This window comes from Reyranella massiliensis 521 (assembly GCF_000312425.1).
GTDB classification, from domain to species: domain Bacteria; phylum Pseudomonadota; class Alphaproteobacteria; order Reyranellales; family Reyranellaceae; genus Reyranella; species Reyranella massiliensis.
The window spans coordinates 2,510,257-2,527,548 of the sequence record NZ_HE997181.1 but is presented as its reverse complement, the minus strand read 5'-3'; the positions used below and the strand labels follow the sequence as shown (position 1 = coordinate 2,527,548).

Sequence of the window (17,292 nt, the reverse complement as noted above, 5' to 3'; positions counted from 1 at the left end):
ACGGGCCACCTCCCCATTTGAATGGAGAGGAGGATGACGCGGCCAAAAAGAAAGGACGCCACGGTTTCCCGTGGCGCCCCTTCAGGACAGTAGGCTGCTACCTACTTGGAGTGCGTTAGTGAGTGAGCGCGGCCTGGCCGGTGGTGACGGGGATCGCGCGGGGCTTCTTCTCCTCCGGGATCTCGCGCTGCAGCTCGATGGTCAGCAGACCGTTGGCGAGCTTGGCGCCCGTGACCTTCACATGGTCGGCGAGCTGGAAGCGGCGCTCGAAGTTGCGACCGGCGATGCCACGGTAGAGATACTGCTTCTCCTCCTGGCCGTTCGCGGGCGCGGTCTGGCCGGTGACCAGGAGCTCGTTCTCCTTCTGGGTCACGTTCAGCTCGGCTTCGGCAAAGCCCGCAACCGCCATCACGATCCGGTAGGCGTTATCGCCGGCCTTCTCGATGTTGTACGGGGGGTAGCCGTTGGTGTTCGCCTGGCCCGACACCGAGTCGAGCAGGTCGAAAACGCGGTCGAAGCCCACGGTGGCGCGATAGTACGGGGAATAGTCGAAAGTGCGCATGTTCATCCTCTCCTGAGCGATGTGTGATGTCCCAGCCCCTGACGGGCACTGGGAACGATCCTGATTTAGGTCCGGGAAAGCCGCCTTCAAGAGGAGCAAAAATTTCCTTCGCAGGGTCTTGAACGGCAGGAAATGCTGCCTTCGGGGAGACCTTCGGGAAATCAAATCATGGCGGATGTGCGAGATATCGCCAGATCAGAGGCGGTACCAGCATGTCCAAGTTCCTGCGCAAACCTGAAGCCATTTTGTGGGTCCTGTCGGTCTCCCAGGCCGCCGGCATGCTGGCGTTCAACATCGTTCTGCGGGCCGCCGTTTCGTGAAGCACCTGCCGCTCTTCTTCGATCTCGCCGGTCGCCGCGTGGTGGTCGTGGGCGAGGGCGCCAAGGCCCAGGGCCGGGCCGATCTCGCGCGCTCCGCCGGCGCCGAGGTGATCCGGCTCGCCCCCGCCGAGGCCCGGGTCGAGGATTTCCGCGGCGCCTCGGCGGCCTTCGTGGTCACCGGCGATCTCGACGGCGATACGGCTGCCCAGCGCCTGGCCAGAGAGGCCGGCGTGCCGGTGAACGTGGCCGACCGGCCGGCCCTCTGCGATTTCATTCTGCCGGCCATCGTCGATCGCGGCGAGGTCGTGCTGGCCATTTCCACGGGCGGCGCGTCGCCGACGCTGGCGACGATCCTGCGCGGCCGCATCGAGGCGGCGTTGCCGCAGCAGCTCGGCGCGCTGGCGCGGCTGGCGGCGACCTTCCGGTCGCAGGTCAATGCGCTGATCGTCGATCCTGCGCGCCGCCGCGCCTTCTTCCGCCGTCTGGTCGAAGGGCCGGCCGGGCGGCTGGCGATGCAGGGCGACGAGGCGGGCGCCCGCCGCGCCGTGCTGGGCGATCTGGATGCTGCCCGCAGCCACCAGGCCGCAGAGGGCATTGCGCATATCGTGGGGGCCGGGCCGGGCGATCCCGATCTCCTGACCTTGCGCGCGGCACAGCTCCTGCAGGAGGCGGACGCCATCCTGCACGACGATCTCGTGCCGCCGGCGGTGCTGGCGCGCGCCCGTCGCGACGCCGAGTTCGTTTCCGTCGGCAAGCGCAAGGGCCGTCCGGGCTGGGCGCAGGCCGATATCGACGCCGAACTGGTGCGCCGCGTGAGCGCCGGCCAGACGGTGGTGCGCCTGAAGGCCGGCGATCCCTTCATATTTGGCCGCGGCGGCGAGGAAGTCGACGCCCTGCGTGCGGCGGGCCTTGCCTACACGATCGTGCCCGGCATCACGGCCGCGCTCGGGTGCGCCGCCTCGGCGGGCATTCCTCTGACCCATCGCCGCATCGCGTCGGCCGTGACCTTCGTCAGCGGCCACAGCGCCACAGGGGCGAAACAGCCGGCCTGGGCCGCGCTCGCCGCCGAAGGCCATACGCTCGCGATCTATATGGGCGCCTCGGAAGCTGCTTCCGTGCGCGACCGACTGCTGGACGCCGGCTCGCCTCCCAACCTGCCGGTCGCCATCGTCGAGAACGGCACGCGGCCCGACCAGCGGGTCTCCTCCGGCCGTCTCTCGGATATGGCGCGGCTCGTTGCATCCCGCTCCCAGCGCGGCGACGCCGGTCCCAGCCTCATCGTCGTGGGCGACGTCGCGGCCTATGCCGCCACCGCCGACCAACCCCAGCTCGCACAGGTGTCCTGATGGCCAAGAATCTCAGCGGCGATCTGCAGGTCGCGTCCGCCAATCGTTTGGTCGACGGCATGGTGGTGTGGCTCGACGATGCCGGCCAGTGGACCGACCGGCTGGAGCATGCCGCCGTCGCGCGCGACCCGCGCGGCGCGGAGATCCTGCTGGAGCGCGCCCGCGCCGAGAGCTTCACGGTGGTCGATCCGTTCCTCGTCGCCGTCTCGGAAGACGAGGCCGGCACGATCGAGCCGCTGTCCTTGCGCGAAAAGATCCGCGCCTCGGGACTCACCTTCGAGGCCATCGCGGCGGAAGCGGTGCGTTATGCCTGACACTCATTTCTACCGCTACGACGACTACGACAAGACGCTGGTCGCCGAGCGGGTCGAGCAGTTCCGCGACCAGGTGCGCCGCCGCATCGCCGGCGAGCTGACGGAGGAGCAGTTCAAGCCGCTGCGCCTCACCAACGGTCTCTATCTGCAGCTCCACGCCTACATGCTGCGCATCGCCATTCCCTACGGGACCCTGGCATCGCACCAGTTGCGCAAGCTTGCGGAGATTTCGCGCAAGTACGACCGCGGCTACGGCCATTTCACGACGCGCCAGAACCTGCAGCTCAACTGGATCAAGCTGGAGGATGCGCCGGACGCGCTGGCGGCATTGGCCGAAGTCGACATGCACGCCATGCAGACCAGCGGCAACTGCATCCGCAACGTCACGGCCGATCACTTTGCCGGCGCGGCCATCGACGAGATCGAGGACCCGCGCATCTGGTGCGAGATCGTGCGCCAATGGTCGACCTTGCATCCCGAGTTCAGCTTCCTGCCGCGCAAGTTCAAGATCGCCATCACCGGCTCGCCCAACGACCGCGCCGCCGTGCGCGTCCACGATATCGGCCTGCGTCTCTGGAAGAACGGGCAGGGCGAGGTGGGCTTCGAGGTGATCGTGGGCGGTGGCCTCGGCCGCACGCCGATGATCGGCAAGACCCTGCGCGAGTTCCTGCCGCGCGACGAGCTGCTGGCCTATCTCGAAGCGACGTTGCGGGTCTACAACCGCTACGGCCGCCGCGACAACCTCTACAAGGCGCGCATCAAGATCCTGGTCCACGAGATCGGCGCGGAGAAGATGCGCGAGGAGGTCGAGGCCGAATACGCCTCGATCCGCGACAGCGCGCTGCGCCTGCCGGCCGGAACCATCGAGGCGATTGCGGAGCAGTTCGCACCGCCGGTGCTGGCCGAACGCCCCGCGATCTCGGGGCCGGTCGAGGCCGAACGCCTGTCGAACCTCGAGTTCGCGCTCTGGCTCAAGTCGAACGTCGCGCCGCACAGGGTGCAGGGCCATGCCATCGTGACCGCCTCGCTGAAGCCCGCGGGCTCGCCGCCGGGCGATGCGAGTGCCGCCCAGATGGAGGGCGTTGCCGACATCGCCGACGCCTACAGCCAGGGCGAGATCCGGGTCAGCCACGAGCAGAACCTGATCTTCCCGCATGTCGCGCTCGACGATCTGCCGAAGGTCTACAGGGCGTTGGCGGCGCTCGGTTTCGCCGAGGCCAATATCGGCAAGATCACCGACATCATCGCCTGCCCGGGGCTCGATTACTGCGCGCTGGCCAATGCGCGCTCGATCCCAGTGGCGCAGCGCATCTCCACGCATTTCGCGGGGCTGGCGCGGCAGCACGATATCGGCGACCTCAAGATTAAGATTTCGGGCTGCATCAATGCCTGCGGCCATCACCATGTCGGCCATATCGGCATCCTGGGCGTCGACAAGAACGGCGTCGAACTCTACCAGCTCAGCCTCGGCGGCGACGTCGACTTCGGCAAGACCGCCATCGGCACCATCCTCGGGCCGGCCGTGACGGCCGACAAGGTCGTGGAAGCGGTCGATGCGCTGGTCGCCACCTATCTCGACACGCGCAGCGCCGGCGAGCGCTTCGTCGATACCTACCGCCGCGTCGGCGCCCAACCTTTCAAGGAGCGAGTCTATGCCGCTGTTTAGCGAAGCGGGTTTGCCCGCGTCTTTCGTCGCGTTGAGCTTCGCCGACTGGCAGTCGCGCCGGGAATGGCCGGCGGTGTCGCTTGCCAACACCGATCCGGTCGAGGAGCTGGCGCCGCATCTCGGCAGCCTGCGCCTGATCGTGCTCGACTTCCCCAAGTTCAGCGACGGCCGCGCCTACAGCCAGGCCCGCCTGCTGCGCGGCCGGTTGGGCTATCGCGGCGAGCTGCGCGCCACCGGCGGCGTGCTGCAGGACCAGATCCCGTTCATGCTGCGCTGCGGCTTCGACTCCTTCGAGAGCGAGCAGAAGGGCTTCGGGGAAGCGCTGGCCAAGGCGCGCACCCTGTTCAGCGTCGTCTATCAGCCGGCCGAGGATGGCCGCGTGCCGGCCTCGTGGCTGCGGCTCGACCATACCGGCCCGGCAGCCTAGCCGGTCAAGTTTCGGAGTCGGACTCGGTTTCGGGGCTGTTCAGCCATTCGAGCGCCTCTTCGCGGGTGCGATAGACCCGGGCGCGGCCTTCGAACTTGCCGAGATTGATGTAGCGTTCGGCGAGGTCCGGCACGGCGTTGCGCCGCGGCACAAGCGCCAGCCGGCCGCGCCGCGTCAACGTCGCATAGGCGCTGGCCCGCGCCGCCAGGATCATCACGTCGTTGTCGTCGTACGTGCCGGCCGCGTCCCTGGCATCGAACAGCTTGCGATAGGCGAGGGCATCCTGTGCCACGACGGCGTCGGAAAAATCTTCGATGTCCTTCAGGGTGATGATGCCTTCGGCCCGCGCCAGCACCAGGCGCTCCTTGTGGTCGATAGTGTAGATGATCGGCATCGTTCAAATTTAGCCTGTCCGGGGTGTTCCGCTCCAGTGGATGGCCTTCACGATCGTGTCGGCAGCCGCTAGGCTGGTTTCCAAGCGGGGAAACACCGACGGGAGGAAATTCATGATCAAGGGAGTAACGGGCGCCGTGGTGGCGCTCGCGATGGGCTGGTGCGCGTCGTTCTCGATACCGGCCGCGGCGCAGACGCTGGTGAATATCCGCTCGCAGGACGCACCAAGATACGATCCCCACAGCAACACATCGAGCGGCATGGGGCATCCCATGTTCATGATGGGCGACACGCTGGTCGCCCTCGACTGGGACTTGAAGAACGTTCAGCCACTTCTGGCCAAGTCGTGGACCGTCTCCGACGACCGGCTGACCTATACCTTCAAGTTGCGCGACGACGTGACCTTCTGCAGCGGCAAGAAGTTCACCGCCGACGACGTCATCTATTCCTTCACGCGGCTGGCGGACCCTTCGGCCAGGTGGCCGTTCTACTGGCGGCTGGGCGAAATCGACAGCCTCACCGCGCCCGACCCCTACACACTGGTCTACAAGCTGAAGCGGCCGCATTCGGAGCTGCTGGTCGATCTCGCGAACTTCGCGGCGACCATCATCAACAAGGAGAACGTCGAGACGCTGGGCGCCGATTTCGGCGTCAAGGGGTTCGACGGCACCGGGCCGCTGTGCTGGGAGAGCTGGCAGCCGCGCAAGGAGCTCGTGCTGAAGCGGCACGATGCCTACAAGTGGGGACCGACCGGCGTCTATGCCAACAAGGGGCCGGTGAAGTACCAGAAGATGATCTGGCGCATCGTGCCGGAGGAGACGACGCGCATCGCCACCATGCTGTCGGGCCAGGCCGACTTCTGCCACTGGAACCCGCTGCAGGCGATCGAGACCCTGAAGAAGGCGCCCAATCTCACGGTCTACGAACCGACCGCCGACTTCGCGATGTACTATTGGGGGCTGAAGAGCACGCGCGAGAACCTGCAGGACAAGCGGGTGCGCAAGGCGCTGGCCCATCTGGTCGACCGCGAGGAGATCAACAAGGCGATCTTCTTCGGCCAGGCCGAGACGGCGCGCTCGCTGGTCCACCCGAAGTCGCTGGACTTCGAGCCGGCCACGCTCGACGTGCTGACCAAGCGCGATCCCGAGCTGTCCAAGAAACTGCTCGACGAGGCGGGCTGGAAGATGGGCGACGACGGCTTCCGCTACAAGGACGGCAAGAAGCTCGAGCTGCTGATGTACTCCTACACCGTGGGCCAGAACCCCAAGCTGTCGGAAGTGCTGCAGGCGGCCGCACGCCCCGTCGGCATCGACATCAAGATCCAGACCTGGGATCCCACGGTGTTCTTCCAGAAGATCGCGCAGCAGGATTACGATATCTGGACGCTCTCGGTGCCCTACACCTCGGCCGGCGACCAGATGTATCTCTACTATCACTCCAAGAACCGGCCGGTGCCGAACCGCATGATGTGGAACGACCCCGAGACCGACCGGGTGCTCGAAGCCGGGCGCACGGCGACCAACGACGCCGACCGCGAGAAGAACTTCAAGCTCGTCCAGCGCATGATGCACGACGAGGCGTTGATGATCCCCGCGGCTCATTCCAGGCTCTTCCTGGTCGCCAAGAAGAGCATCAAGAACGTGAAGGCCCACGGCATCTACAGCGCGCCCCTCTACAAGGGGCTCGATATCCAGCCCTAAGGCTGGAGGCTTGAAGGAGATCTAGTCTTGTCGTCCTGGGCGTAGCGAAGGACCTCATCGCCGTTGCCACGGGCATGAGATCCTTCGCCGCGCTCCAGCGCGGAGGTTACGCCGCGCGAGATGACAAGAGAGCCACAGGAGGACGAAAGTCCCGGCTACGCCTTGGCCTGCTCCGCGAGCCACTGTCGGCCTTCGTCGACGGTGGCGACGATCCTGGCGGCCCGTTCGGCGCCGCCGAGATTGGTGAAGCGGCGCAGCATGTCGATTGCCTCGCCGGTCACGGCGACCAGGCAGATCGGCCCGCGCGGGTCGACGGCAGCGTAGGCGCTGACCCGCGCGCCGAGCACCATCATGTCGTCGTCGGTCGCCTCGAACTGGGCACGCGTGCAGTCGAGCAGTTTGGGGTAGGGCATGGCGTCCTGCACCATCAGCACGTCGAAATAGTCCTCGACATCCTTGAGGACGACGCGGCCCTCGGCCGTAACATGAACGAAACGCTTGTCGTGATCGATCTTGAACGTCAGCGGCATCATTTACCCACGGCGAGTGTCGGATCGTCGAACGTGCCCTTGAAGAGCTTGCCGCCCAGCATGCCTCTCATCGTGCCGGGCGTTTCGCGTACCGACAGTTCGGCTGTCCCCGTGCGGCCGTCTTCACAGACGACAACGATGGAGCCGAGGCGATCGGCGTCGAGCTGCCAGCGTCCATCGCAGACGGCCCCCTTGTCGCCGCTGAGTGCCAGCGCACCGCCGCCTCTTCCATCGCCCGGCGTGCTGAAGGTTCCGGTGAACTTCTCGCCGTCGGCCGTTTCGCCCGCGACAGGCACCGTTGCAGTACAGCCGCCGAGCGCAAGCAAAGCTACGCTACACAATATCATTCTCATTCCACCCTCCACGTCGACCGTGGCGAGCCCATGAGTTGGCGTCAAGCGTCGCTGACGTCGCGTCGCGCGCGATGGATCAGAGAGCGCCTTCGTGTTCCAGCAGCCACTTCTTGCGCGGCAGGCCGCCGCCGTAGCCGGTGAGCGTGCCGTTGGAGCCGATGACGCGATGGCAGGGCACGACGATGCTGATCGGATTCTGTCCGTTGGCGAGTCCGGCGGCGCGGATGGCGCGCGGCTTGCCGATGCGGCTCGCGAGTTCGGCGTAGCTGATCGTCCTGCCGCGGCGGATCTTGCGCAGCGAGCGCCAGACGCTGCGCTGGAAGTCCGTGCCCGTGGTTTCCACCGGCAGCTTGTCGATCGCGTCGATGTCGCCCTTGAAGTAGGCGCGCATCGCCTTCGTCAACCCGCCGGGATCGCGCGCGGCCTCGAGCGTGTAGCGGCCCTGGCCGTAGTAGCGGTCGAGCAGGCGGCGCATGCGCGCTTCGTGATCGGTCCAGTCGACGGTGCGCAGCCGGCCCTGGCGGTCGGCCACGATCAACAGTTCGCCGATGGGCGTCGCGAGGCGGTCGACGAGGAATTCGAATGTCTCAACCATGGTCGGCCATCCTGAGATGCTGCACGGCATAGGCATTCCACGGGCGCCATGCGGGCGGTGTCCGATCGTCGGCGGTGGCGACCGGGGCATCCCGTTCCCAGTCGCCGGGAGCCCGCAGGCCGGGACGCTTGGCGATCAGCGGCGCCAGCTTGGGATCGCGGGCGAGATGGCTGCCGATGGTGGCGATATCGGCGCCGAGATCGAATACACGGCGCACCTTCGCAACGATGGCAGGGAGCGCCTTCACCTCGGGGAAGCGGATCGTCACCATCACCGAGTTGCGCTCCGGCATGTGGGCGACGGCAACGGTGCCCTTGTTGCCGTCGAGTTCGATGGAGCGATGCCAGACGCCGCTTTCGATCCATTCGGTGTTGGGCGCGGCGCGGGCGGCCAGTGCGGCCAGCATGCCGGGCCAGTCGTAGGGCGGGCGATAGGCCAGCCGCAGGGTGACGCCATCGCGCGCCGAGGTGTCGGCGCCGCTCTTGCGGCGGAGTGCGCTGGGCGGCCGGCCGAACAGGCTGCGGAACGTTTCGTTGAAGCGGCGCACGCTGCCGAAGCCCGAGGCCAGCGCCACCTCCGCCATGGGCAGGCGCGTGTCGTGGATGAGCTGCTTGGCGAAGAGCACGCGGCGCGTCTGCGCCACGGCCACCGGCGAGGCGCCGAGATGACGCTGGAAGAGGCGGCGGAGCTGGCGTCCGCCGACGCCCAGCCGTTCCGCCAGCGCTTCGACGCCGGCCTCGTCGTCGTCCAGCGCGCCGTCGGTGATCAGCGCCAGCGCGCGGCTCACCGTGTTGGCGGTGCCGCGCCAGAAGGCGAGGTCGGGCGCAATCTCCGGCCGGCAGCGCAGGCAGGGGCGGAAGCCCGCCTCCTGCGCCGCGGCGGCGGAGGCGAAGAAGCGGCAGTTCTCGAACTTCGGTGCACGGGCCGGGCAGATCGGACGGCAATAGATGCCGGTCGACGTCACGCCCACGAAGACGCGCCCGTCGAAGCGGGCGTCGTGGCTCTGGAAGGCGCGGTAGTAGGTCTTGCGATCGAGCAGTTCCATGACGGCAATCTCTCACGCACGCGCGACGGACGCTGGCGGTTTTCGGACCCTAATGTCCAGGCTCGCTCAGGCGGATCGCCGGACCCTGTAGGCGCAGCGCCGTGCGCCGGCGAGGAGGTGGTCGATCCGTTGGACCATGATGCCATCGCCGAGCACATTCTGAAAGATTGCCAGCTCGGACCGGCAGAGCGCCTGGCAGGTCGCGGCCGCGGCGCAGATCGGACAGTGATCCTCCACGAGCAGGAAGCTGCCGTCCCGCTCGGCAATCACGCGGGCCATGTAGCCTTCCTGGCTGCGGGCGTCGGCGAGGGCCCTGAGCTTCGCGCGCAAGGGCAGCCTTCGCGGCACGAGCTTGCGATAGCGGGCGAGGGACTCCTCCTCGCGGTGACGGACGAGCTTCTCCAGGCCCGCCTTGCCGAAGAGCGTTTGCGTCGAGCGCAGGAGTTCGAGCGTGAGGTCGGCGTGGCGGTCGGGGAAGCGGCCGTGCCCGCGATCCGTCAGCCGCCAGAACCGCGTCGGCCGTCCGCGCTTCTGGCGCTGCTCCTCGCCCTCGACGAGACCGTCCGCCTGCAGGCGCACAAGATGCTGGCGGGCGCCGGTCGGCGTTATACCCAGGCGCGTGCCGATATCGGCGGCGGTCTGCGGGCCGCGCGTCTTGAGCTGGAACAGGATCCGGTCGTCGCTCGTTGCCGCCATTGCCATCTGACGCTCCGCCGCCGGCGGTGGAAATTTAGAAAGTAAACGCTTTCTAAAATAGGCTATGGTGCCGGCTCCGGCAACGGCGATATCGCCGGGAAGGGGAACGGCCGCCACCATGTCCATGCACGCGCAGAAAGTCGGATGGGCCGCGTTGCTGAAGCCCGCCTGGTTTCCCGCGCTCGCGGTCCTGGTGGGCGGCGTGCTGCTCCATTCCATGAACGTGCTGATGCTGGCGACGGTGCTGCCCAGCATCGTCGAGGATGTCGGCGGCGCGACCCTGATGAGCCTGCCCAACACCGGCTTCCTCGCCTCGTCGATCATCGCGGCCTGCTGCACCGGCTACATCAATGCGGTGATCGGCGCGCGCCGCGCCTTCGCGGCCGGCGCGCTGCTCTTCGGGATCGGCGCCCTGCTGTGCGCGCTTGCGCCGTCGATGGTGCAGGTCGTCGCCGGCCGTTTCGTGCAGGGCTTCGGCGGCGGCCTGCTGTCGGCCATGGCCTACGTGCTGGTGCGCGCCACCTTTCCCGAGATCGTCTGGACGCGCGCGATCACCCTGCTGTCGGGGGCGTGGAGCCTGTCGATCCTGGTGGGGCCGCTGCTGGGCGGCGTCTTCGCGACCTACGGCCACTGGCGCGGCTCTTTCTATGCCGTCGCCGCACTCGCCGTCCTCTTGGCCGTGCTGGCGCTGCGCGCCCTGCCGCGCACGCTCACCGGCCACGGCGAGCGCCCGCGCGTGCCCGGCCTCAGGGTGGCGCTGATCAGCGCGGCAATCCTCGCCATGTCGGTGGCGGCGGCATCGCCCGTGCTGTCGGTCAAGGCCGCGCTCGTCGTCGCGTCGATTGCCGGCCTGGTCCTGATGCTCCGCCTCGACCGCCGCGCGCCGACGCCGCTGCTGCCCAGCGATGCCTTCTCCCCGCGCACCATGACCGGCATCGGCCTCTGGCTGGTGCTGCTGATCTCGGCGGCGTTCAGCCCATTGCAGATCTACGTGCCGACCTTCCTGCAGGTCCTGCACGGGCTCGATCCGCTGGTCGCGGGCTACATGGTTGCGGGCGGCTCGCTGGGCTGGACCGGCGCGTCGCTGATCGTGGCCGGCGCGTCGCCGCGCTGGGTCGACCGCCTGCTGGTCCTGGGGCCGCTCTCGATGGCGGTCGGGCTGTTCGGCCTCTCGGGCGTGCTGCCCCTCAAGCCGTTCGCCCTGTCGATCGGGCCGATCATCTTGCTGGGCATCGGCATCGGCTCGACCTGGGCCTTCACTGCACAGCGTGTGATGAGCGGCGCCCGCAAGGGAGAGGAGACCGTCGCGGCCTCGTCGGTCGCCACGGTGCAGCAGGCCGGCGGCGCGCTGGGCGCGGCGCTGGCCGGGCTGATCGCCAACCTCGCCGGCCTGTCGGGCGGATTGACGGTGGCGGATGTAACGGCGGCGGCTTTCTGGGTGCCGGGGTGCTTCGTTGGCGTGGCCCTTGCTGCAACTGCAGCGGGTATTCTATTGAGACGCGCGGAGGGCCCATGACAGTTGTTTCGATCAGGGAAAGCATCGATCGCACGTACGAGCGCATGAACGATGCCATCGAGAGTCAGCATCTGCTGGAAAGCTTCACCGCGCCGCGGCCCTCGACGGCCGAGCGGCTGGCGGCCGGCAAGGCGTTGCGGGACAAGGTGTCGCGAAAGGCGCAGGGCCAGTACGAGAAATCCCCGGACCGCGCCGATCCCGTCGCCATCCTGGAGAAGCAGAACCTCACCCGTGCCCAGAAGCTGGTGCCGGTACGCTTCGCCCGTATGCTGGCCTCGCCCTTCGCCTTCCTGCGCGGCTCGGCGGCGGTGATGGCGGCCGATCTGTCGACGACGCCCGTCTCGGGCATCGGCGTCGGCGCCTGCGGCGACATGCACGTCTCCAACTTCGGCGTCTTCGCCTCGGCCGAGCGCAACCTGATCTTCGCCATCAACGACTTCGACGAGGTGCATCCGGGCCCGTGGGAATGGGACCTGAAGCGGCTCGCGGCGAGCGCGGCCGTGTCCGTCCGCTTCATGGGCGGCGACAAGGAGGAGGCCGAGGCGGCGGCCCGCGCCGTCGTGCGCTCCTACCGCAAGCGCATGCGGCGCTACGCCGAAATGGGATTCCTGCAGATCTGGTACGACCGCATCGACGAGCGCGCCGTGCTCGACACGCTGTCGCCCAAGGCGCGGCGCAATGCCGAGAAGGTGATGGACAAGGCGCGGAGCAAGGGTCATGTCGCCGTCCTCGAGAAGCTCACCGAGGAAGTCGACGGCCAGCATCGCATCATCGAGGAAGTGCCGCTGATCGTGCGCGAGACCCATACCGAAGGCGGCATCCCGGTCAACGAAGCGCTCGACATGATGCTGCGCTCCTACATCGAGTCGCTGCCGATCGACCGGCGGGTCCTGCTGTCGCGCTATCGCATCGTCGATTCGGCCCGCAAGGTGGTGGGCGTCGGCAGCGTCGGCACGGGCTGCTGGATCGTGCTGCTGCGCGGCATCGACAACGACGATCCGCTGTTCCTCCAGGTCAAGCAGGCGCAGAACTCCGTGCTGGAGCCCTATGTCGACCACAAGCTCCGCTTCGAGAACCAGGGCCGCCGCGTCGTCGTCGGCCAGCGGCTGACGCAGGGCTCGCCCGACATCTTCCTGGGCTGGGGCGAGATCCCCGATCATGGCGATTTCTATGTGCGCCAGCTCGCGGACATGAAGGGCAGCATCAAGTTCAGCGAAGCCGAGGACCAGGATCTCGACGGCTTCGTCGAGTATTGCGGCCTGTGCGGCTGGGCGCTGGCGCTGGCCCACGCCAAGGCGGGCGATCCGGCGATGATCGCGGGCTACTGCGGCAACAGCGAAGCGCTCGACGACGCCATCGGCAGATTTGCGATGGCCTATGCCAAGCAGACCGACCAGGACCACGAAGCGCTCGACAAGGCGCGCCGCAGCGGCCGCATCAGGGTCGCCGCCCAGGCCATGGTGAAGTAGCGCTTCGACTGTTGCCCATCCTTCGAGACGCCGTGCTTCGCACGGCCCTCAGGATGAGGATTGTGTTGTTTCCTCAGGACAGGAGCGAGAGACTGACGATCATGTCGTTGTAGTCGAAGTCGACACCAGCGGTGCCGGCGTTCATGTCTTCGAAGCCGAAGGTGTTCTGGCCGAACACGCGGACGTGGGTGGTGCCGTCGGGGTTCGCGGTCAGCGTCGTCGTGGCGTCGATGGTGAAGACGTTGCCGAGCTGGTTGACCAGCACCGGCGCGTAGTAGCCGTCGCCGCCCGTCACGGTCCAGAGGGCCTGCGACGTGCCGGTCGAATTGCCCTGGGTCGAGCTGAACTCCCAGTGCTGGGCCATGGCGGCACGGAAGGCGTCGGTGTTGCCGTAGGCCACGCCGCCGACCTGGAGCTGCTCGGTATTGGCCGGGTTCTGGTCCATGCGCACGAAGTGGACCGTGTTGACGTAGGAACCGCTCCACGCCAGGTCGACCTGCACCTGGCTGCCCTGCGAGAGATAGACCCAGGCATGGTCGGTGGTGCGCTGGCTGGCGGCCAGCACTGCCGCTTCGCTCAGCGTATTGTCGACCATGGCAGAGAAGTTGATCTGGCCGCCGCTGCCGGCGACGGACACGGCGAGCGTGCCACCGCCGCTGTCGGTGACGCTGGTGGTCGGATTGATGTTGACCACGTCGTCGCCGGTGACGATGGCGAACTTCAGGTTGTCGCCGGCCGGCAGATAGATCGATTGCTGGCCGCTGTAGAACATCTGCCCGTTGTCGGCTGCCACGGCGCCGATCTTGGCCAGCGTCGCGTCGACCAGCGAGGTGGTGGTGCCGCTGCCGTCGCGATTCAGCATGTTGCCGGCGGCGTCGGTGGCATAGGCGATCAGCGTGCCGTTCTTCAGGGTCGAGCTGGAGACCACGAGGTCGATCCAGTTGCCGGCCGTGGTGCCCGGCGCGCCGGGGGTGAGCGACACCGCCGTGCCGCCGCTCGCCGCCACCAGCGGCAAGGTGGCGAGGTTGACGCTGAAGTCGACGAGCTTGGTGGCCTCGCCGACCGGGTTGGTGAGGCCCCAGTCCTGCGGCAGATACTGCTGCATGAAGGCGGTGTAGCTGCCGTTGCCGAACTGCGTGCTCATCGCCGTCTGCCAGTCGCCGTTCGCGGTCGCCTGCGTGACGATGGGCGTCATGACCCAGTTCGGATTGGCGAGGTTGGCGATCGTCAGCTCGGCGACGTTGTTGGGCGGCAGGACGTTGCTCGATCCCGGCGTGGAGCTGAAGGCGAGGCTGCCCAGCAGCATGTTGGTCGGGTCGGCGATGGGCACGAAGGTGCCGCCCTGGTCGAAGCCGACCTGCGGGGCATCGAGGTTCTTCGGCGGCGCGGGCGGAGTCGGATTGGCGTTGGAGAAATAGATCGGATTGTAGGTGATCGCCGTGCCGCCGCCGTTGGTCGAGAACTTGGCGGTATTGTCCGGGCTGATCAGCGCGGACGCGCCGCCGTCGATCTGGGCGGTCGTGATCGTGCTCTCGGTGCCCTGAACGTACATGTTGTACGTCTTGCCGAGCGTGCCGCTGCCGATCGTGAGCTGGTACCAGCCGGTGGCGGCGGCCGACGGCATAAAGACGTTGCTGATCGCGAAGCCGCCGGTCGCGGTATAGGGGTTGGTGGCATCGAGCTTCCAGCCCAGCGTCGCGTCGGGGACGATCTGATAGTAATTGCCGTAGTTGGGGGAGGAGGACGACGACACATCCATGCGGATGAAGCCCTTGCTGTCGGCATGGGCGTCGCCGGGGGCATACATGCCGAAGGTGATCGGCGTGCCGGCCTTCGGCGCAAAGGTGCCCGCCACCGACATGTCGAAGATGAAGGTGTTGGTGCTGTGCGTGGTCGTGGGGATCGGCAGGGCGCCGGAGATGTAGGGAACGCCGGCCTGCGGGGCGTAGCCGGTCGGGGTCTCGTTGAAGTCGAACAGCGTGACGTTGATCGACGACACGTTCGCGTTGCCGCTCCACAGGCTGAGCTGCGGATTGGTGCCGCCGGTCGAGAGCAGGTCGGAATAGGAATAGCCGTAGGCGTTGCCGGCCTTCACGAAGGTCGCAGCCAGCGGATCGTAGAACATCTGCCGGCCAGGACCGGGCGTGCCCGTCCCGGTGCCGAGCGTGTTGGTGTAGCCGTAGTTGTTGGTGCCTGCCGGGGCGTTGATGGCGGCGTAGCTGTAGGGGGCGTCCCAGTTCCAGGTCTGATTGAAGCTGATCGTTTCCTTGATCGTCGGGTTGGGCGAGTTGGCCTTGCCTCCCCAGTAGCCGGCATCGAAGCCCGCGACGAAATACTTGGTGATGTCGCCCCAGGCATTGTTGGGCGTGAAGGTGTTGAAGGTCTGGGTGGGCGTTGCGTCGCCCTTGTTCGCGTAGATGTTGAGCGTGCCGGTCTGGGCGTAGATGTTCTGCTGCAATTCGGTCGAGGTGATGCCGATCACGCCCTGAGTGGTGGTGACGCCGGTCATCGTCTCGGGCGTCAGCCAGAACATGTCCCGGGTGCTGTCGTAGCTCACGCCGTAGTAGGAGAGGCTGGGCGGCACCGCCGGATTGCCGTTCTGCGCGGCGACACCGTTGAAGTAGGAGGCGAGGTAGACCTGGTCGGCGATGCCCTGGAACTTGGTGACGTAGGCTGCCCAGTCGGCCGAGACGTTGGCCGGATTGTTGGGCAGGTTGCTGCCGGCCAGCAGGGCCTCGCGCAACTGGTTCAGCGGCGTCCCGGCGAAGGTGTAGTGCTCGGTGCCGGCCGGCAGGTTGTTCTGCAGGGCGGCGTAGATATCGGCGGCACTCGTGTTGTAGCCGCGCGTCACGCCGTTTGCCGAGATCGAGAGGGTCGAACCGAACTGGACGATGCTGGTGATGTCGGCGACGTCGGCAGGAGCGTTCGAGATCGTGGCTTCGACCACATCGTAGCGATAGTTCCTGGCGATCGCGTCCTCGAAATAGAGGCTGCCGGGTTGTGTGATCGTGCTGGGATCGAGCGGCGCGATGCCGGTGCCCGCGGTCTGCTGGACGACGAAATAGACGGTGCCGGACAGGAAGGTGCCGTCGCCCTGGGTGAGGTTGAGCTGCGGGTTGACCGCCGCGACGCCGTTGGTGACCAGCTCGACCTGCGTGAGCTTGGTCGCCGGCGTGCCGTCGAAGGCGAAGGCCCAGGCATAGATGCCGTTGCCGGACCCGCCTTGCGTCAGGCTAGCCTTATAGGCGTCGCTCAGCGCGACGTTCATTACCGTGTTTGCCATGCTCGAGTCTCCGCCACCCATAGAGAATCGATCGTCCGTACCGTCTCGATCGTTCGGCCGATTTCTTGTTTCACTCGGTTTGAGCATACCCGACGCGAAACGATTACCCAACAACTTTGCCGGGTATCGAGCCAAGGCCAATTTCGACCGCGGCCGAAACGACGGCCGTGTGCCGCCCGGTAGAACGCGCCCGTCAACCTTCGACGGGAGAACTCACATGACAAATCTTCACGCGCTGAAAGACGGACTCGTCGTCACCGCCTTCTGGGAAGCCAGGCCCGGCGAGACCGATGCCGTCGCCGCCATCGTCCGCCAGTTCCTGCCGCAGGCGCAGAAGGAGCCGGGCGTGCATGCCTTCCAGATCCACCAATCGCTCACCGAGCCCGAGAAGTTCTTCTTCTATGAAGTCTTCAGGGACGAAGCGGCCTTCGCCGACCACCAGCAGACCGATCACTTCAAGACGCTGATCGTCGGCCAGGCCGTGCCCAAGCTCGCCAACCGCGTCCGCACGCAACACCGCTTCGTGTGATCGAGGGCTTTGGGCGGACTGTAGAGTCCGGAGTCCGCCAGACCGTTCGGTCATCGCTCCCTAGCTTCGTTGCACGAGCAACGGAGCAGGACGATGACCGATCAGGATGTTCAAGAATTCGTAACCAAGTTTGCCGCCGCGTGGGCCGCGCGCGACGGCGAGGCGTTCCTGGCGCTGTGGCATCCCGACGGCGTGCTGCACTCGCCGCTCTACGACCGCCCGGTGGCTGGCAAGGAGTTCGGGCGGCTCACCGACTTCGTGAACGAGGTCGCGCCCGATCTCGTCTGGCAGCTCCTCGGCTGGACATGGCGCGGCGATGTGGTGGTGGTCGAATGGCAGACCACGCGCGTGCGCGGCGGCCTCCGCTTCGACACGCGGGGCGTCGACAGGTTCCGGCTGCTCGACGGCAGGATCGTGGAGGAGCGCGTCTACACCGACACCGCACCTCTGCGCGCCGCGCAACGCGGCGAACAACTGGAGCCGCTCGTTCGGCTCGCGATTTGAGGCAGGCCAGGGGGGCGCCACCGGAGTGGCGCGCCTCCGGCGTT

General features: G+C 67.0%; 17 protein-coding genes. 9 read left to right on the top strand and 8 right to left on the bottom strand.

Annotated features, from left to right (window positions below; translation table 11 throughout):
• Positions 1-115 precede the first annotated feature (115 nt).
• On the bottom strand, positions 116-562 hold the full coding sequence (locus tag BN60_RS12420) for an Hsp20 family protein (protein ID WP_043285467.1): 447 nt from the start codon (positions 560-562) through the stop codon (positions 116-118).
• A gap of 316 nt (positions 563-878) precedes the next feature.
• Between BN60_RS12420 and cysG the strand changes: the two genes are divergently transcribed.
• Genes cysG through BN60_RS12400 form a run of 4 tightly spaced genes read left to right on the top strand, consistent with a single transcriptional unit; the run spans position 879 to position 4,635 of the window.
• Entirely contained in the window at positions 879-2,228 is a 1,350-nt protein-coding gene (gene cysG, locus BN60_RS12415; RefSeq protein ID WP_020696378.1) for a siroheme synthase CysG, read from the top strand.
• Positions 2,228-2,542: a DUF2849 domain-containing protein gene (locus BN60_RS12410; RefSeq protein WP_020696377.1), complete on the top strand. Its 315-nt coding sequence runs from the start codon at positions 2,228-2,230 to the stop codon at positions 2,540-2,542. Before cysG ends, BN60_RS12410 begins: the two co-directional genes overlap by 1 nt.
• A complete protein-coding gene (locus BN60_RS12405) occupies positions 2,535-4,208 on the top strand; it encodes a nitrite/sulfite reductase (protein ID WP_020696376.1) in 1,674 nt (557 codons plus the stop codon). The genes BN60_RS12410 and BN60_RS12405 overlap by 8 nt, the downstream gene beginning before the upstream one ends.
• The gene (locus BN60_RS12400; RefSeq protein ID WP_020696375.1) at positions 4,195-4,635 is read left to right on the top strand and encodes a DUF934 domain-containing protein; all 441 of its coding nucleotides are present in this window, start codon (positions 4,195-4,197) and stop codon (positions 4,633-4,635) included. Before BN60_RS12405 ends, BN60_RS12400 begins: the two co-directional genes overlap by 14 nt.
• A 4-nt stretch (positions 4,636-4,639) precedes the next feature.
• Here the strand turns inward: BN60_RS12400 and BN60_RS12395 are convergent, their stop codons facing one another.
• A complete protein-coding gene (locus BN60_RS12395; protein ID WP_020696374.1) occupies positions 4,640-5,029 on the bottom strand; it encodes a hypothetical protein in 390 nt (129 codons plus the stop codon).
• Positions 5,030-5,141: 112 nt separating this feature from the next.
• Here BN60_RS12395 and BN60_RS12390 point away from each other — a divergent pair, with 112 nt between their 5' ends.
• Positions 5,142-6,728, top strand: coding sequence for an ABC transporter substrate-binding protein (locus BN60_RS12390; RefSeq protein WP_020696373.1), 1,587 nt, complete (start codon positions 5,142-5,144; stop codon positions 6,726-6,728).
• A 155-nt stretch (positions 6,729-6,883) separates the two neighbouring features.
• On the opposite strand, the gene BN60_RS12385 is transcribed toward BN60_RS12390, so the two are convergent.
• The 5 genes from BN60_RS12385 to BN60_RS12365 form a co-directional block, all read right to left on the bottom strand.
• Entirely contained in the window at positions 6,884-7,261 is a 378-nt protein-coding gene (locus tag BN60_RS12385) for a hypothetical protein (RefSeq protein ID WP_020696372.1), read from the bottom strand.
• Positions 7,258-7,611 (bottom strand): hypothetical protein, encoded by a 354-nt coding sequence (locus BN60_RS12380; RefSeq protein WP_148283389.1) that lies wholly within the window; start codon positions 7,609-7,611, stop codon positions 7,258-7,260. The genes BN60_RS12385 and BN60_RS12380 overlap by 4 nt, the downstream gene beginning before the upstream one ends.
• Positions 7,612-7,687: 76 nt before the next feature.
• Entirely contained in the window at positions 7,688-8,206 is a 519-nt protein-coding gene (gene ogt, locus BN60_RS12375) for a methylated-DNA--[protein]-cysteine S-methyltransferase (RefSeq protein ID WP_020696370.1), read from the bottom strand.
• The gene (locus tag BN60_RS12370) at positions 8,199-9,251 is read right to left on the bottom strand and encodes a bifunctional transcriptional activator/DNA repair enzyme AdaA (RefSeq protein WP_020696369.1); all 1,053 of its coding nucleotides are present in this window, start codon (positions 9,249-9,251) and stop codon (positions 8,199-8,201) included. The genes ogt and BN60_RS12370 overlap by 8 nt, the downstream gene beginning before the upstream one ends.
• A 66-nt stretch (positions 9,252-9,317) precedes the next feature.
• A complete protein-coding gene (locus BN60_RS12365; protein WP_020696368.1) occupies positions 9,318-9,953 on the bottom strand; it encodes a helix-turn-helix transcriptional regulator in 636 nt (211 codons plus the stop codon).
• 112 nt (positions 9,954-10,065) lie between these two features.
• On the opposite strand from BN60_RS12365, the gene BN60_RS12360 reads away from it, so the two are divergent.
• Together BN60_RS12360 and BN60_RS12355 are read left to right on the top strand one after the other, a co-directional pair.
• The gene (locus tag BN60_RS12360; RefSeq protein WP_020696367.1) at positions 10,066-11,463 is read left to right on the top strand and encodes an MFS transporter; all 1,398 of its coding nucleotides are present in this window, start codon (positions 10,066-10,068) and stop codon (positions 11,461-11,463) included.
• The gene (locus BN60_RS12355) at positions 11,460-12,932 is read left to right on the top strand and encodes a DUF2252 domain-containing protein (RefSeq protein ID WP_020696366.1); all 1,473 of its coding nucleotides are present in this window, start codon (positions 11,460-11,462) and stop codon (positions 12,930-12,932) included. The genes BN60_RS12360 and BN60_RS12355 overlap by 4 nt, the downstream gene beginning before the upstream one ends.
• 73 nt (positions 12,933-13,005) lie before the next feature.
• Here BN60_RS12355 and BN60_RS12350 read toward each other — a convergent pair whose 3' ends face one another.
• Entirely contained in the window at positions 13,006-16,215 is a 3,210-nt protein-coding gene (locus tag BN60_RS12350; RefSeq protein WP_148283388.1) for a DUF4114 domain-containing protein, read from the bottom strand.
• A 217-nt stretch (positions 16,216-16,432) separates the two neighbouring features.
• Here BN60_RS12350 and BN60_RS12345 point away from each other — a divergent pair, with 217 nt between their 5' ends.
• Both BN60_RS12345 and BN60_RS12340 read left to right on the top strand, forming a co-directional pair.
• A complete protein-coding gene (locus BN60_RS12345; protein WP_020696364.1) occupies positions 16,433-16,744 on the top strand; it encodes a putative quinol monooxygenase in 312 nt (103 codons plus the stop codon).
• Between the two features lie 93 nt (positions 16,745-16,837).
• Positions 16,838-17,248: a nuclear transport factor 2 family protein gene (locus BN60_RS12340; protein WP_020696363.1), complete on the top strand. Its 411-nt coding sequence runs from the start codon at positions 16,838-16,840 to the stop codon at positions 17,246-17,248.
• Positions 17,249-17,292 lie beyond the last annotated feature (44 nt).